This window comes from Acidisoma sibiricum, from assembly GCF_057837225.1.
Genome location: NZ_CM174445.1, coordinates 2,528,144 through 2,542,980, shown reverse-complemented (window position 1 = coordinate 2,542,980; position 14,837 = coordinate 2,528,144). Strand labels below are relative to the sequence as shown.

The following is a 14,837-nucleotide window of genomic DNA, read 5'->3' as shown; positions in this document are numbered from 1 at the left end:
TTTTGATCGACTATGCGCTCGTTCGCCACCCGCCCGTAGCGGGGGGCACTGGCCGCTGCTATGGCAGGATTGATCTGCCATTGGCAGCGCCGGACACGGATATTCCGGCGCTGGTCGCCAATCTGGCGGATATGCGGGGGGCGGTGATCCATACCAGCCCCCTCTCCCGCTGCCGCACTGTCGCCGATGCCCTGGCATCTGACTGGGGCACATCCGCGCTCCCTGACAACCGTCTGCTGGAACTGGATTTCGGCGCCTGGGAAGGCCTCAACTGGGATGACGTGCCCCGCGACGCGCTGGACGCGTGGGCCTCGGACCTGCTGGGCTTCGCGCCGCCGGGCGGCGAGACCGGCCGCGATCTGATTGCCCGCGTCTCGGGCTTCTGGGCCGGGCTTGTGGCCACCGGGGGCGCCCATGTCATCATCACCCATGGCGGGCCGGTGAGGGTGCTGCTGTCACTGACGCAAGGCGAGGCCGTGGATCTGTCACGCCCCGCACCGGCCATGGGTCAGGTGATCCGCGGCAGCGGCATAGGAACGCCACCGGCTTTGGCGTAAATGCCAGGCCGCGCCCTGACAGAGACCTGCCGATGCCTAATGCCAAACACCCCATTCTGCACGCGCTGAGCGATCCGCGCCTGCGCTACCGGCACGGCCGGCTGATCCACGGCCTGCGCGTGGCGGTGGGCATCTTCCTCGGCATGGGCATTACCTATGCCGCCCATATGCCGAACGGGGAATGGACCTCCATCTCGTTCCTGATCGTCATGGTCGGGTTGCAGCATCACGGCAATATCCGCAGGCGGGCACTGGAGCGCGGCGCAGGCACGCTGCTCGGCGCGGCCGCCGGCCTCGTCGTCATCGGCCTGCAGAGCACCCTCGGCATCACGCCCCTGACCTTCGCGGTGATGGCGCTGTTCTGCGGCGCCTGCGGCTATCACGCCATCAGCCGCGGCGGCTATGTCGCGCAGCTGTCCGCCATTACGCTGATGATCGTCGCCGGCTACGGCCAGGACCCGATTACCGTCGGGCTGTGGCGCACCGTCAATGTGCTGCTGGGCATCGTCATTGCGCTGGCACTGTCCTTCACCCTGCCGATCTTTGCCCGCGATTACTGGCGTTTCGGCATGGCCGACGCGCTGCGGCGCTGCGCCGGGCTGATTGCCCCGGCCCAGGACGGCGCTATCGACGACGCGGCCGCACCGCGCGCGGGGGTGGAGACGATCAGCCCCGTGCTCAATCGTCTGCGGCCGCTGATGCCACCCGTCGCGCGGGAGACGCGGCTGCCGATGGCCCAGCTTGAGAGCATCCAGCGCAGCCTGCGCCTGTTCCTCAGTCTGCTGGAACTCCTCACCAGCCCTGAGCCCGCGTCCCATGGCAGGACGCCCGGCACCACCGACTGGAGCCTGTCGGCGGATGAGGCCACACGTCTGGCCGCGCGCCTGATCGCCATCGCCGAAGGGCTGGAGACCGGCGCCTGGGCTCTGCCCTGGTCACCGCCCGCGATCCAGGAGAGCCAGGCCGCCCGCATGGCCGAGGCGGAGCTGGACAGAATGCGCGCATTTCTGCTGGCCGCGCCGCCGCTATGGTCGGTCTAGAGTTTGTCCGCCGCGCGCGGGTCAATGCGCACGCCGGTCGCGAGCATCGCCTCTGCCGCGCCTTCGTCGGTGATCAGCGTATTGCAGCCGATACGGCGGATGGCGGCCAGGATGGCCGCCGCCCGGCGCTCGCCACCCGTGGCGATGACGATATGGGCCGCCTGCGCCAGCGATGACAGATCGACCGACATGACCCGGTCGTTGATGACATGGTCGATGGTATGCCCGTCGGCATTAAGCAGATTGCACATCAGGTCGCAGACCCCGCCGAGCGTAATGACCTGGCGATAGTCACGGTCATCCAGCAGGGCGCGTGACAGCGAGGTGGAATCATGGGCGACCTCCCCCACGCTGACGACCGCGACATCCAGCGCGGCCCCCAGACGGTCGATGCGATCGAGACCGCATTTCTCGCGCAGCGTCATCTTGGTGCCGAGGGAATCGACGATCAGCGGAGCGGGATAGAGGAAGCAATCGGCGCCGATCTGGCTCGCGAGCTGCCAGGCGAAGTCGCTCGGATTGTCCTGCCGTACCTCGATCACCCCGCCGAGGAGGGATACGACCTTGGCCCCCTGTATCCGAGGCACCCGAAAACTGCCGAGCGAGGCCAGCAGCGTGCGGCCCCAGCCGACGCCGATCATCATGTCGTCCATCATGGCTTCAGACAGGAACTTGCCCAAGGCGAGGCCGACCGATCGGGCTGCAGCCTCCACCGCATCGGCCCGCGGCACCACGATGGCCTCGTCCAGGCCCAGGCGCTGTTCCAGCGCCATGGCCAGGGCCATGCAGCGGCTCTCGCCCTCATCGATCCAGATCTGCACCTCGCGCCGCTTCAGGGCCTCGTCCAAGAGGCGGATCACGGTCGTGCGGCCAACGCCCAGGGCTGCCGCGATGTCCTTCTGGGTCATCTTGCGGTCGTAATAGAGCCATGCCGCGCGCAGGCGGAGGGAAGCATCATCCGCCAAGGCAACCGGGGTGGTGCGTCTGAGCCTGGCCATTGGGTCGCGCGACATCCTCTTCGACGATTTGTCCGGTTCTGCATTTGGGGATGACCGTGGCAGTAGCCCAAGCCCATCAGCAGCAATGTGACGCCGGGACATGCTGTCAGTATTACAGCCGGATTATGGCGATCCGAACCATCGCGGGGCCATAGTTGCGAGGGTCAATTTGACTTTTGCTTGTCTCGACGAATAAAAGTCGCGAGCCTTTGTTGCACGAGGATAGATTTCGATGGCGTTAAGGGCTGATCCGGGCGCACGGACAGGCGTGAGGCTGTTTCTGGACACGGCGGACCGCACCGCCTGGGACCGCTGGCTGCCGACCGGGCTGTTTCATGGCGTCACCACCAACCCGACCATTCTGGACCGCGCCGGCCTTACCAGCACGATTCCGGCGCTGACCAAGGTCGTGCAGGAGTTGCTGACCTACCCGATCCATGAAGTGCAGGCGCAATGCTGGGGCACGGAAACGGACGCGCTGATCGAGACCGGGCGGGCGCTGGCCGCAATCGACCCCCGCGTCGTCGTCAAAGTGCCTGTGACCGAGCAGGGCGTGCGCGCCGTGACGAAGCTGCACGCCCTGGGCATCCGCACCACGCTGACCGCGGTCTATGCCGTGCATCAAAGCCTCACCGCCGCCGCCCTGGGGGCAGACTATGTCGCCCCCTATTTCGGGCGCATCAATGACAGCGGGCGCGACGGCATCGCCACCATCACGGCGATGCTGGACGTTCTGGCCGCCTCAGGCAGCCATACCCGCCTGCTGGTCGCGAGCCTGCGCCAGGCGGACGATCTGGCGACCCTCGCCGCCCTCGGCTGCGATACCTTCACCTTCAGCCCCACGGTCGCGGAACAGTTGTTCGCCGACACACAGACCGCTGAAGCCGCCGCTGTTTTCGAGAAGACGGCCGCCGGGCTCCACGGCTGATGAGCCTAAAGTCATCTAGATGACTCGATCTCCGTTCACTCCCCGGTCTAGAAGGGAGCTGGACGGAGAGGACATGGCAAGATGGCGGATGACACCAAGCTTCACTCCGGCGGATGCCATTGCGGGGCCGTACGGTTCAAGGTGCGGCTGAGCGACGGTTTCCGGTCTATCCGCCGCTGCACCTGCTCCTACTGCCGCATGCGTGGCGCCGTCATGGTCATGGCGGAAATGGGCGGAGTTACGGTCCTGCAGGGCGCGGATGCGCTGACACGCTACCGCTTTCATAGTGGAACAGCGCAGCACTTCTTCTGCGCCCGCTGCGGCATCTATACGCATCATCAGCGCCGATCGAACCAGGATCTGTTTGCCGTCAATGTCGCCTGCCTGGAGGGCGTCAGCCCCTTCGATTTCGCCGAGGTACCGGTCATGGACGGCGTCAACCATACCAATGACACCGGCCAGCCCACGCGCCAGGCGGGCGTGCTGCGCTTCAGTCCGGCTGACTAAGCTGAGACCGCCGGGGCAGCGTGAGCCACCCTGCCCTGGCCTACGCGCGCTTGACCCTGCCCATTCCCACCCCTAGAAAATTCCCCTATGCCCGATCGTGAAACGCTGACCGCCGCAGACCCTGAGGCGCGTCCTGCTTTGGATGCGCCCAAGGACCAGGAGATCGCCATCACGCGGGAAACCCTCCGCGACGGCAGCATTCTGGCGCGCATCATCGCCGATGCGCCCGCGGGCATGACCTTCATGTCCGAGCAAGAACTGGCCGACAGCCTGGCGCGCACGATGGCCGAGCATCCGGCAGGCGAGGATCTGTGGCTGTTCGGCTATGGGTCGCTGATGTGGAACCCGGTGATCGACTTCGCCGAGCGGCGCGTGGCCACCATCTATGGCTTCCATCGCGCCTATTGCCTGTGGCTGCTGCTGGGCCGCGGCTCACCGGACCGCCCGGGGCTGATGCTGGCGCTGGACCGCGGCGGCTCCTGCGCGGGGCTGGCCTATCGCATTCCGGGCCATCTGCTGGAGCGCGAGATGCCGCTGCTGTGGCGGCGCGAGATGCCGGGCCATACCTATCTGGCGCAATGGGTGACGGCCTACTCCCAGGCGGGACCTGTGCGGGCGCTCACCTTCGTGGTTGACCGCCGATCCCCGCGCTATGCCGGCAAGCTGACGGACGACGAGATCGCGCAGCGGGTGGCGACCGCCTCCGGCATCCTGGGCAGCTGCACCGCCTACCTCAGGGACACGGTGGCGGTGCTGCAATCGCTGGGGCTGAAAGACCCGCGCATGGACCGGATCGCCAAACTGGTCGCCGCACGAAAAGCCAAGTCTGCCACGACCGACGGAGCCTGATGCGCCCTGCGGTAATCCTGGCGGTCCATTCACGCCGGGCATCTACCGAAAGGACCGAGAAGGTGTATGGATATCGCGGCGGCGCGCGATAGCAAAGGACGCCCTTGCCCCGTCCTGATCAGAAGACCGGCGGCGCGGGGTCTGTCCTTTCGGCATCTCCCTTCGCGTAGCATAGCAGTTAAAAATCCATGTCCAGTTCATGAACCCGTCCGACCTGTTCCTTATTTTGGCCTGCATAACCTTTCTCGGATGCAGTCTTCTTCTGGGGTCGGGGTTTGCGCGACGGTCAGCCACGCTGATCTGGTGGGGATCGGGGTATGGCCTCGGCGGCCTTGGCATGGTCGTCATCATCGCCGCCCAGCGAATCGGATCGACGCTGCTCGCCAATACCGGGTCCGCCCTGGTGCTCTGTGCCTATGGCATGCTCTGCGTCGCGATGGGGTCGCTGAGCGACAAGCGCCGCAAGCGCTATTGGATCATTCCGCTCGGCCTGATCTGGATACCGGTCGCGCTCATCCCGCCGCTGCCTGGCAATGCCCTTCTGCGCATGATCGTCTTCGGACCCTTCGCCGCAACCTTCATGCTGACGCTCGCCTGGTATGTGTTCCGACTGCCCGCCCGTCCGCCCGCGCGGTTGCCGCTGGCGGCACTGGCCCTGTTTCACGCCTGTTTTGCCTGTGGCCGCTCAGCCGCCCTGATCGCCAGCTACGGACCTGCGGCCCATCGGTTCTGGCTCTATGCGACCCCGATCGAGGGCATGTTTTTTCTGTTCTCAGATGCTTTCCTTGTCATGAACCTCGTGCGCTCGGTCGAGGAAAGCGCGCTTCTGCAGGAAGCCCATACCGATTTCCTGACCGGCGTGCTGAGCCGGAGACAATTCTCCAAGCTGGCGCAGAAGGCGCTGCGGCAAGGCCCGTGCAGCATCCTCATTCTGGACATCGATCATTTCAAAGCGGTGAACGATCAATTCGGCCATGCGGTGGGCGACACGGTACTGCGGGAGGTGGGCAGGATCTGCCAGCAGGAGGCCGGCCAATCCGATCTCGTCGGGCGGCTGGGTGGCGACGAATTCGCCATTCTCGTGACCAGTTCTGACGAAACCGCCCGCTCCATCGCGACGCGGATCACCGGCGCCTTCGGACTGAAGTGCCAGGCCATGGGCTGGCCCGCCAGTATCAGCGTTGGCATGGCCGGCAACGACGACACCAAAGCGGCGCTGGATTCTTTGATCGGCCAAGCCGACCAGCAACTTTACAACGCCAAGCGCCGACGGCCCCGGCCCGCCGCATGACGCCGCAGGGCATGCGACACAGCGCGCTTAACCTGCCGCCTCGGCCTCGCCATAGGTGGTAGGCGCCGGATGCGGCGCGCCATCGGGGTGTTCGAGCGCCGCCAGCGCCATGATGCGCTCCTCGGATGCGTCATCGAAGGCGATCTCACCGGCCAAGCGACCGGACCGCATGACGAGGATGCGATCGGAAATGGTCAGCACTTCGGGCAGGTCGCTGGAGATGACGAGGATGGCCAGCCCCTCGGCCGCGAGTTCGCGCATCAAGGCATAGATTTCCGCCTTCGTTGTCACATCCACGCCGCGGGTCGGCTCATCCACGATGAGCACGCGGGGCTTCGCCGCCAGCCATTTGGCAAGCACGACCTTCTGCTGATTGCCGCCCGACAGCAGGCCGACCAGCTGCTCGACCGAGGGTGTCTTGATGCGAAAGCGATCGACATAGCCGTCGATCATGCGATCCTCGGCGCCCGGATTGACGAAATTCGCGTTCGAGAGCCGGCCGAGACCGAGGGCGGCGAGCGACAGATTGGCGCCGACACTCATGCCGAGCACCAGCCCCTGACTTTTGCGGTCTTCCGGCACCAGGCCGATGCCGAGGCGCATTGCGTCGCCAGGCTTGCGGATACGCACAGGTTTGCCGTCCAGCGTGACCGCGCCCTGCGGCGCGGGGGGCGCACCGAAAATGCCAAGCGCCATTTCCGACCGGCCCGCACCGATCAGCCCGGCGACACCGACGATCTCGCCCGCCCGCAGATCGAAGGAAATGTCGTGATAGCGCCGGCCGTCCGACAGGCCACGGACGGAGAGCACCACCGGCTTGCCGTCCAGCACCGGGCGCACGCGTTTCACCCCGGCCAGATCGCGCCCGACCATGAGACGCACAACCTCATCCGGGTCGGTCTCCGACAGGCGGGTTGTCTTCACATGCCGTCCGTCGCGCAGCACGGTGACGTAATCGCAATTATCGAAGACCTCGCGCATGCGGTGCGAAATATACAGGATGGTGACGCCGCTCGCCTTGAGGTCATGCACCACCCGGAACAGGACCAGACTATCGGCCTCCGACAGGCTCGACGTCGGCTCATCCAGAATCAGCAGCCGCGGCTCATGCACCAGGGATTTGCAGATCTCGACCAGTTGCTGCTGCGCGATGGTCAGCTCGCCCAGGCGCAGATCGGGGTCGATCGCGATGCCCATGCGGGCGAGTGCGACGCGGGCGCGGGCGCGGAGCGCGGCGCGGTCAACCATAATGCCGGCCAGACGCGGCTCAGCGCCCAGGAAGATATTTTCAGCGACCGACATATTCGGCGCCAGCATCAATTCCTGAAAGACGATCGAAATGCCTTTGGATGCGGCGTCACGCGTGCCGGACAGCTGCAGGTGGTTGCCGTCGAAGATCAGGCGGCCGGAATCGGGCCGCAGCGCACCCGCGATGACTTGCATCAGGGTCGATTTGCCGGCGCCGTTCTCACCCATGATCGCGTGGATGGTCGCGGTTTCGACGTGAAAGCTCACGTCGCGCAGCGCCTGCACGCCGGGAAAGCCCTTTGAAATCGCGTCCACCGTCAGCAGCACGGACATTCGTTTTTCCTCAAAGTCAGGCAGCGCGCCGCCCCCGGGACACATCCCGGGGACGGCGATAGTAGAAGCCGGCTGCTTACTTCGCCTTGGCGATGAAGCCGTCGACATTGTCCTTGGTCACGACATCGGTGCCGGTGTCGGTGATCTTCGGCACCGTGCCGCCCTTGGTCAGCGTCTCCAGCATGTCGATCGAGCCGGTGCCCATGGCATAGGGGCGCTGGCCGACGAGGACGGTGGCATAGCCTTCCTTCAGCAGCTTGAGCTGCGGCAGCAGCGTATCGAAGCTGACGACCACGAATTTGCCGTCCTTGATGTCAGCCTTGCGGCTTTTCATGGCGCGCGCATAGGCCGCGGGCGCGAACATCGGCCAGCCGCCGGAGAAGTAGATGCCGTCGAGATGCGGATATTTCGACAGCACATCCTGAATGATCTGCACGGCGGCATTGGAATCATCATTGCAGGAATAGGGCGAGCCCGCGACTTCCTTGAAGTTCGGACCCAGCTGCTTCTTGAAGCCGGCGATACGGTCATTGAGGTTGGCGGCCGAGAGACCGCCGGTCAGCACGGCATAGGTGCCGCCATTGGGCAGTGCGGCCGCGAAGGCCTTGCCCGCCGTCTCACCGCCGCCCTCGTTATTGGTGCCGATGAAGCCGATGCGCTGCGACGCCGGCGCATCCGAATCGAAGGTGATGACGGGAATGCCCGCCTTGATGGCATCCGCAATCACGCCCTTGATGCTGTCGGGGTTGTTCGGCGCCACCGAAATGCCCGCGACATGCTTGGTGATGAGATCGCGGATGATGCTGATCTGCGCCGCGTCATCGAGCTGCGAGGGACCCGTGAAATCGCATTTGGCGCCGATCTTGGCGGCTTCCGCCTCACAGCCCGTCTCGGCATCGGCATAGAAGGGAATGCCCAGCGCCTTCGGCACCAGGGCGAAGGTCTTGTCGGCCGCATGGGCGCGCGGCACGCCCGCGCCCATGAGGCCGAGACCCATGGTCATCACAGCCGCCGTCGTCAGCAGAATTCTCTTCATTGTTTCTGTCCCTAGGTTTTTATTCTTTGACGCTTTGAGGCACGCCTATCGTGTTCGCCAGAAGCCCTTGCGGAGCTGATCGATGAACACCGCCAGCACGATGACCGAGCCGACGAAAACGCCCTGCCAATAGGCATCGGTGCCGAGCAGCACGAGGCCGTTGCGCAGAACTTCCAGAATGACCGCACCGATGAAGACACCCAGAATAGTGCCCTCGCCGCCGGTCAGCGCGGTGCCGCCGATGACGGCCGCCGCGATCACGCTCAACTCCTTGCCAAGACCCTGGTTGGAAATGGCCGAGGAGAGGTAGCTGACTTCGATGATGCCGGCGATGCCCGCCGTCACCGCTGAAATGACATAGACGCTGATCTTCAAACGATCGACTTCAAGCCCTGTCAGCCGCGCCGCACGTTCATTGCCACCGATCGCGTACAGCTGGCGGCCATAGACGGTGCGGCTGAGGGCAATGCCGGCAATGACCGACAGCACAACGAAGACGATAAAGGGGTTAGGCAGGCCGAAGGTCTGACCGCCGCCGAGATTGAAGAAGATACTGTCATCGGGCAGGAAGCCGTCGATGGAATGGCCACGCGTGATGACCAGCGCGAGGGCGCGGGCGATCGACATGGTGGCCAGCGTCGGCACAAAGGGCGGCATGCGCAGCTTGGTCACGCAGAGCCCGTTGAACAGCCCGATGGCGGCCGAAATCAGCAAGGCCAGAATGCAGGACAGAATGGGTCCGAAACCCGCATTCATGAAAGCCGCTGAGGAGACCGCGGCCAAGCCCCAGACGGAGCCCACCGACAGGTCGATGCCGCCGGTGATCATGACCATGGCCTGGCCGAGCACAACGATGCCGACGAAGGAGAAATTGCGGGAGTCGTTCAGCAGGTTATTGGGGGACGCGAAGTCCGGGGCGAAGAAGGACAGCCCCACGACCATGATCGCCAGAGCAGAGATGATACCAGTTTCACGGGACCGCAGCATGCGGCTGAGAAACGACTTCTGCGCAGGTGCCGGTCCGGTCTTGCCAGCCGCACTCATGCGCCTGTCCGCCCAAGGTCTAAATCGCGATCTTGACCGCCCAATCTTTCCTCCATCCCTGTCCGGCTGCGCCGATCTGGCCGAGCCGATTTATCCGTCCGCTTATGATCGCGGCATTGTCCGGCGCGGCATTGGTCCGACCACCGAGAAGACGGTATAGCGCGGCTGCATGATGCGGCAAGCCCGCACGATCACATCCGTGCCAAGCAAGCCACATAACAAAAATTTCGTGCAAAGACAGATGAGCGAAGAGGCGCATCGAAAACCCGTTTGATGCCGGCGTCACGGCAAGCCTGCCATTGGCCTGACGCTCCTAAACGCGTGACCGGCGCAATCATCAATTGACAGGCCCCCGGCGCGCTCCCTAACGTCGGCGGGCATTGTTCAGATCAATGCAGACTCTGCCTGACATCAAGACCGCCGCCGCCGTGTCTTCCAAAAAAAAGTCCAAGAACAAAATGACCGAGGGCAATCAAGATGGACACACCGTCCGCGGCCAATAAGGACTATCGGCATATCGTCCGGGCCGACAACATCAGCCTGTCCTATGGCAAAATCCAGGCCCTGCAGGGGATTGATCTCGCCATCGGCCGCAATGAAATCGTCGGCCTGATCGGCGATAACGGCGCCGGAAAATCGACGCTGATCAAAGTGCTGACAGGCGTCGTGAAGCCGACGTCAGGCCAGCTCCATATTCGCGACCAGCTGGTCGACTGGAGCCATTATTCGGTGCGCGAGGCGCACCGGCTGCGCTTCGAGACCGTCTATCAGGAAAAGTCACTCGGTGAAAAACAGCCGCTGTGGCGCAATATTTTCGTCGGCCGCCAGATTACCAACCGTTTCGGCTTCATCAAGGTGGCCGAAGAACGGCGCATTGCCAATGACATCCTGAAGAACCAGCTTGGGTTCCGGGGCGTCGGCATCGATGCCGATTCCACCATATCCAAGCTGTCAGGCGGGGAACGTCAGGGCATCGCCATCGGGCGGGCGATGTATTTCGACAGCGATCTCATCATCCTCGATGAACCGACCGTCGCCCTTGCCATCAGCGAAGTGCGCAAGGTGCTGGATTTTGTACGCTCCATCAAAGACTCCGGCCGTGCCTGCATCTATATTGAGCATAACCTTGCGCATGTGCATGCGCTGGCGGACCGGCTGATCGTGCTCGACCGCGGCCGCATCGTCGCCGACATCACATCCGGCGACATGACGCTTGAGGAATTAACCAAGTTTCTGATCGACCTTCAGCAAAGCGGCCATGCCGTGGGAATTGGCTGATGAGCACGCATCTCCCCTCGCCTGCCTCCGCCCAGCGCTCTCGCAGCCGTCCAGGCGTGCCCTGGCTGGCCCAGGTCGAGGGCCTGCCGATCATTCTCGTCTTCATCGTCCTGGTCGGCCTGTTCATCGTCACCGCGCCGCAGGTCTTTCTGCATTGGCCGATCTATCTGTCCTTCCTGACCACCGTGCCGCCGATGCTGGTTCTGTCCATCGGCCTGACGCTTGTCGTCGCGGCCGGTGAGATTGACCTGTCCTTTCCTTCCACCCTCGCCTTTTCCGGTTTTCTGTTTTCCGTCTGTGAAGCATCCCTGGGCAGTCCGTGGCTGGGCTTGATCGCGGCGCTCGCCGGTGGCGCGCTGATTGGCCTGGTCAACGGATTGCTGGTCGCCTGCATCGGCGTGCCCTCGATCATCGTCACCATCGGCACGCAGTTCTTTTGGGCGGGTACCGCCTCCATCCTGTCCGGCGGACAATCGAACGCTTTGCAGGAACTGGACGGCAGCGCGATCTACAATATTTTCGCGGGCAACCTGTTCGGGTTTCTGCCCATGCAGTCGCTCTGGGCGCTGGGGCTTGCAGTCTTCATGTGGTTCATCCTGAACCGCCATCGCTTCGGCGAGCATATCCTGTTCATCGGCGACAACCGGCATGTCGCGCGCGTCGCCGGCATCAATACCGTGCGCGAGACCATCAAGCTGTTCGTGCTGATGGGCGTGCTGGGCGGCTTTGCCGCCGTGCTGCTGACGCTGGAAAATCTCAACTACTTCTCGACCCAGGGACAGGGCTATCTGCTGCCCGCCCTGGCCGGCGTCTTCATCGGCGGCACCTCGGTCTTCGGTGGTGCGGCCACCATCGTCGGCACGTTTTTCGGCACCTTCATCATCGGCATGCTGGAGGCCGGCATCGTCGCCACCGGCATTGCCGGCTTCTGGGTGCAGGCCATCGAAGGGGTGGTCTTCGTCTCTGCCGTGACGCTGCATCTTCTCATGGAAAGCCCGGGCAAGCTGCGGCAGCTGAGCGCCATCGTGGGACTGGGTGGCATCCGCCCCTGACACCGGTCTCTGAGACTTCCACCGCGACCGCGGATCAACCACGGCCGTCAAAAAGACCATCAACGCGAGGACACAAAAATGACCAAAGCAAAGGCAGCCCTTCTCGCCGGCGTCGCATTGGGCTTTGCCCATTTCGGCGCCACCCCTGCATCGGCGACCCAGCCGACGACGAGCGGGCCGCTCGGCGAGGGCATGACGATCTATATGCAGATGGGCGGCAATCCCGGCGACGGCGCGACGCTCGCCCGCCAGACCGGTGCCGCGGATGCCGGCCACGCCTTCGGCATCAAGGTTGTGGAGCAATTCTCGGCCTGGAATCCTGAGACGATGCTGACCCAGTTCCGCCAGGCGCTGGCGGCGCGGCCGACCTGCATCGCCGTCACCGGCCATCCCGGCGACCCGGCCTTCGATCCGCTGATCGCCCAGGCCGAGAAGCAGGGCACGCTGGTGACGGTCGGCAATACGCCGCTGCCCGTGGCCGAGAAGACCTATGGCGACCACGGTACCGGCTATGCCGGCGTCGATCTTTATATCGGTGGTGCGATTACGGCCCAGGCGATGCTGGCGGCCGGCCTGAAGTCGGGTGACACGGCGCTGGAATATGGCGTTTTCAATGAGACGGAACGCAGCCAGAGCGACCGCGGCCTGACCGACACGCTGGAGAAGGCCGGGGTGAAGGTCACCAAGCTCAATATCTCCCCGCAGGTGGATTCGGACTCCTCGCTGGCCGTGCCGATCCTGGTCGCCTTCCTGGAATCGCATCCGAACCTGCGCGGCATCGGCACCCAGCATGGCGGCGTGACCGGCTTCATCCCGCAGGCGCTGCGGCAGGTCGGCAAGAAGCCCGGTGATATCATTGTCGGCGGTATTGACCTGGCGCCGTCCACCATCGCCGGTCTGCAGCAGAAATACATCACTGCGACGCTCGATCAGCAGTTGTACCTGCAGGGCTTCCTGCCGGTGACGCAATGCGTGCTGTCGGCGAAATATCACTTCGCCGGGCTGAACATCAACACCGGCGCCGGCGTGCAGACGCCGGCCACGATCGACGCGCTGATCCCGCTCATCAAGCGCGGCATTCGCTAAGCCAGGCCGAACGTGCGGGCTGGGGCGGCCAGGAAAGCGGCCGCCTCAACCCGCGATCGGCCGCTGTGATAGTTTGGCGTGCCCAAGCGCGCATGAAAACCGATCGGTTTTCGTCAATTTCGGCAAAGCCCAAAACCGCCATAGATATTTCAGGATGATCTGCATCCGATCTAGCGGACGGGCGTAAAACATTCCAATATGGTCATCCGCCGCCGTCTGTGTCGTGCAGCCGTTCCCTGTTTCGTCAGAGTCTCGCACTGTCCAGCATGTTTGGTGCGACAGTCGTCTGACGTACGGTCGGCCGGCCGCCATTCTATCGTGTTGGTACGAAAGACGGATCGTGCCGCTCTGGGTAAGGGTCGAGAAGCTTGTCTGAATTCTACATGGCGTCCCTCGCCAGACCGCAAAGTTTTGCCGCTGCCGCGGGGTCATCCCCGGCGATCGCCACGCCGCTTAATCTTCTCTGCATTGCCTGGATCGACGATACCCAACTGACACGCGAATGTTTTGCCCATGCGGCTGCCGCGATGCAGCCTTTGCTGGCGATCGTGCCCTTTCATTCGGTGAGCGCCTTTCTGGCTGACCCGCCGGCCGCCGCCGATCTGGTTGTCTATCACCAGCACGGTGACGATACTGCAGCTTTGGAGGCAATGACGGACGGCCAAAGCCCGGCCCTGCCGATGAGCCCCATCGTCATTTTAGCCGATACCGTGACTGAGACGGTGACGCGCGCGGTGCAGCGGTTTCCGCGCGGCATGGCGACCTTGCTGCCGACCCGTGAGACGAGCCTGCATATGGTGGTCGCGTCCCTGTTCCTGATTTTTCACGGCCGTGACATCGCCCACCAGCCCCTGACACCGGCTGCCACCCCCTTCGCGCCCCCACGCCACGACGCCAGTCACGCCGATACCCTGACGGCGCGCGAACGTGCTGTGCTGGAACTGGTCCGCCAAGGCTTTGCCAACAAGGATATCGCGACGCATCTGGTGATGAGCATCAGCACCGTGAAGGCCCATGTCCGCAACATCATGCAAAAGACGCACGCCACCAACCGCACTCAGCTCGCGCTGAGCGCCGAGCGGCAGTTGCACAGACCCCGCCTGCACGGCGGCGAGTGACAATCATCATGTCGGCCGACGGATATCCGCTGTGGTGACGACACATCACGGTGCGCGATCATCGAATTTGCCGGTTGCTTTCGGCCGTGGCCGGACCGAGGACAGGCCGATATCGTAGCGGAGATAGTGGTCGGTCGGGGCGTCGGCCACGCGGACCCGTCTGCGCCACAGCACGCGCCAGAGCCTTATGCTTTGCATGATCCACCGCAAGGGTGGCCGTAATGCCAGTCTTTCTCCGGGGGCAGACATATCTTGCCGGTCTTTCTCGATAAACGAGGGGCAAGAAACAAAAAACCCCTCTGGTGAGGAGGGGTTCGTCTGGTCTGCTGAAAAAGCGCGTCTATCGCTTACCGCATACGAGCCCCATCCATGCGCCGCTTGGTATCGCGACGAACGGTATGAAAGACGCGGCGGTGGGCGGAGGCGTTGATCATGCCCACAACGCTAGATGAAAAAACCAATCCGGCAAGCT

The 14,837-nt window shown here is 63.9% G+C and carries 15 protein-coding genes; 10 read left to right on the top strand and 5 right to left on the bottom strand.

Annotated features, from left to right (window positions below; translation table 11 throughout):
* Window positions 1-2 precede the first annotated feature (2 nt).
* Window positions 3-557 (top strand): histidine phosphatase family protein, encoded by a 555-nt coding sequence (locus AC3G7M_RS12065; RefSeq protein WP_489212241.1) that lies wholly within the window; start codon window positions 3-5, stop codon window positions 555-557.
* Window positions 558-589: 32 nt separating this feature from the next.
* Window positions 590-1,597, top strand: coding sequence for an FUSC family protein (locus tag AC3G7M_RS12060; protein ID WP_489212240.1), 1,008 nt, complete (start codon window positions 590-592; stop codon window positions 1,595-1,597).
* Here the strand turns inward: AC3G7M_RS12060 and AC3G7M_RS12055 are convergent.
* Window positions 1,594-2,595: a sugar-binding transcriptional regulator gene (locus tag AC3G7M_RS12055; RefSeq protein WP_489212239.1), complete on the bottom strand. Its 1,002-nt coding sequence runs from the start codon at window positions 2,593-2,595 to the stop codon at window positions 1,594-1,596. The genes AC3G7M_RS12060 and AC3G7M_RS12055 overlap by 4 nt on opposite strands.
* Window positions 2,596-2,863: 268 nt before the next feature.
* On the opposite strand from AC3G7M_RS12055, the gene AC3G7M_RS12050 reads away from it, so the two are divergent.
* From AC3G7M_RS12050 to AC3G7M_RS12035, 4 genes are all read left to right on the top strand, one after another.
* Window positions 2,864-3,523: a transaldolase family protein gene (locus AC3G7M_RS12050; protein ID WP_489212237.1), complete on the top strand. Its 660-nt coding sequence runs from the start codon at window positions 2,864-2,866 to the stop codon at window positions 3,521-3,523.
* Between the two features lie 81 nt (window positions 3,524-3,604).
* Entirely contained in the window at window positions 3,605-4,030 is a 426-nt protein-coding gene (locus AC3G7M_RS12045; protein WP_489212235.1) for a GFA family protein, read from the top strand.
* Window positions 4,031-4,117: 87 nt separating this feature from the next.
* Complete coding sequence (locus AC3G7M_RS12040) at window positions 4,118-4,879, top strand: gamma-glutamylcyclotransferase (protein WP_489212234.1); 762 nt, start codon at window positions 4,118-4,120, stop codon at window positions 4,877-4,879.
* A 199-nt stretch (window positions 4,880-5,078) separates the two neighbouring features.
* Entirely contained in the window at window positions 5,079-6,170 is a 1,092-nt protein-coding gene (locus AC3G7M_RS12035; RefSeq protein WP_489212233.1) for a GGDEF domain-containing protein, read from the top strand.
* A 27-nt stretch (window positions 6,171-6,197) separates the two neighbouring features.
* On the opposite strand, the gene AC3G7M_RS12030 is transcribed toward AC3G7M_RS12035, so the two are convergent.
* The 3 genes from AC3G7M_RS12030 to AC3G7M_RS12020 all read right to left on the bottom strand — a co-directional run bounded on the left by AC3G7M_RS12030 (window position 6,198) and on the right by AC3G7M_RS12020 (window position 9,831).
* The gene (locus tag AC3G7M_RS12030; RefSeq protein WP_489212232.1) at window positions 6,198-7,751 is read right to left on the bottom strand and encodes a sugar ABC transporter ATP-binding protein; all 1,554 of its coding nucleotides are present in this window, start codon (window positions 7,749-7,751) and stop codon (window positions 6,198-6,200) included.
* Window positions 7,752-7,827: 76 nt separating this feature from the next.
* Complete coding sequence (locus tag AC3G7M_RS12025) at window positions 7,828-8,787, bottom strand: sugar-binding protein (protein ID WP_489212231.1); 960 nt, start codon at window positions 8,785-8,787, stop codon at window positions 7,828-7,830.
* A gap of 45 nt (window positions 8,788-8,832) precedes the next feature.
* The gene (locus AC3G7M_RS12020; RefSeq protein WP_489212230.1) at window positions 8,833-9,831 is read right to left on the bottom strand and encodes an ABC transporter permease; all 999 of its coding nucleotides are present in this window, start codon (window positions 9,829-9,831) and stop codon (window positions 8,833-8,835) included.
* A 477-nt stretch (window positions 9,832-10,308) separates the two neighbouring features.
* Here AC3G7M_RS12020 and AC3G7M_RS12015 point away from each other — a divergent pair, with 477 nt between their 5' ends.
* From AC3G7M_RS12015 to AC3G7M_RS12000, 4 genes are all read left to right on the top strand, one after another.
* Entirely contained in the window at window positions 10,309-11,109 is an 801-nt protein-coding gene (locus tag AC3G7M_RS12015) for an ATP-binding cassette domain-containing protein (RefSeq protein ID WP_489212229.1), read from the top strand.
* Window positions 11,109-12,161, top strand: coding sequence for an ABC transporter permease (locus AC3G7M_RS12010; protein ID WP_489212228.1), 1,053 nt, complete (start codon window positions 11,109-11,111; stop codon window positions 12,159-12,161). The genes AC3G7M_RS12015 and AC3G7M_RS12010 overlap by 1 nt, the downstream gene beginning before the upstream one ends.
* Window positions 12,162-12,239: 78 nt before the next feature.
* Window positions 12,240-13,247: a substrate-binding domain-containing protein gene (locus AC3G7M_RS12005; protein ID WP_489212227.1), complete on the top strand. Its 1,008-nt coding sequence runs from the start codon at window positions 12,240-12,242 to the stop codon at window positions 13,245-13,247.
* Window positions 13,248-13,615: 368 nt separating this feature from the next.
* Window positions 13,616-14,365 (top strand): helix-turn-helix transcriptional regulator, encoded by a 750-nt coding sequence (locus tag AC3G7M_RS12000; protein ID WP_489212226.1) that lies wholly within the window; start codon window positions 13,616-13,618, stop codon window positions 14,363-14,365.
* A gap of 45 nt (window positions 14,366-14,410) precedes the next feature.
* Here AC3G7M_RS12000 and AC3G7M_RS11995 read toward each other — a convergent pair whose 3' ends face one another.
* Window positions 14,411-14,539, bottom strand: coding sequence for a hypothetical protein (locus tag AC3G7M_RS11995; RefSeq protein WP_489212225.1), 129 nt, complete (start codon window positions 14,537-14,539; stop codon window positions 14,411-14,413).
* Window positions 14,540-14,837 lie beyond the last annotated feature (298 nt).

What these genes read in the sequence shown, in the direction of transcription:
- AC3G7M_RS12010 (WP_489212228.1), top strand. Translation starts at nt 11,109, where the DNA reads ATGAGCACGCATCTCCCCTCGCCTGCCTCCGCCCAGCGCTCTCGCAGC.
- AC3G7M_RS12005 (WP_489212227.1), top strand. Translation starts at nt 12,240, where the DNA reads ATGACCAAAGCAAAGGCAGCCCTTCTCGCCGGCGTCGCATTGGGCTTT.
- AC3G7M_RS12040 (WP_489212234.1), top strand. Translation starts at nt 4,118, where the DNA reads ATGCCCGATCGTGAAACGCTGACCGCCGCAGACCCTGAGGCGCGTCCT.
- AC3G7M_RS12025 (WP_489212231.1), bottom strand. Translation starts at nt 8,787, where the DNA reads ATGAAGAGAATTCTGCTGACGACGGCGGCTGTGATGACCATGGGTCTC.
- AC3G7M_RS12045 (WP_489212235.1), top strand. Translation starts at nt 3,605, where the DNA reads ATGGCGGATGACACCAAGCTTCACTCCGGCGGATGCCATTGCGGGGCC.
- AC3G7M_RS12060 (WP_489212240.1), top strand. Translation starts at nt 590, where the DNA reads ATGCCTAATGCCAAACACCCCATTCTGCACGCGCTGAGCGATCCGCGC.
- AC3G7M_RS12030 (WP_489212232.1), bottom strand. Translation starts at nt 7,751, where the DNA reads ATGTCCGTGCTGCTGACGGTGGACGCGATTTCAAAGGGCTTTCCCGGC.
- AC3G7M_RS12035 (WP_489212233.1), top strand. Translation starts at nt 5,079, where the DNA reads ATGAACCCGTCCGACCTGTTCCTTATTTTGGCCTGCATAACCTTTCTC.
- AC3G7M_RS12020 (WP_489212230.1), bottom strand. Translation starts at nt 9,831, where the DNA reads ATGAGTGCGGCTGGCAAGACCGGACCGGCACCTGCGCAGAAGTCGTTT.
- AC3G7M_RS12055 (WP_489212239.1), bottom strand. Translation starts at nt 2,595, where the DNA reads ATGGCCAGGCTCAGACGCACCACCCCGGTTGCCTTGGCGGATGATGCT.
- AC3G7M_RS12015 (WP_489212229.1), top strand. Translation starts at nt 10,309, where the DNA reads ATGGACACACCGTCCGCGGCCAATAAGGACTATCGGCATATCGTCCGG.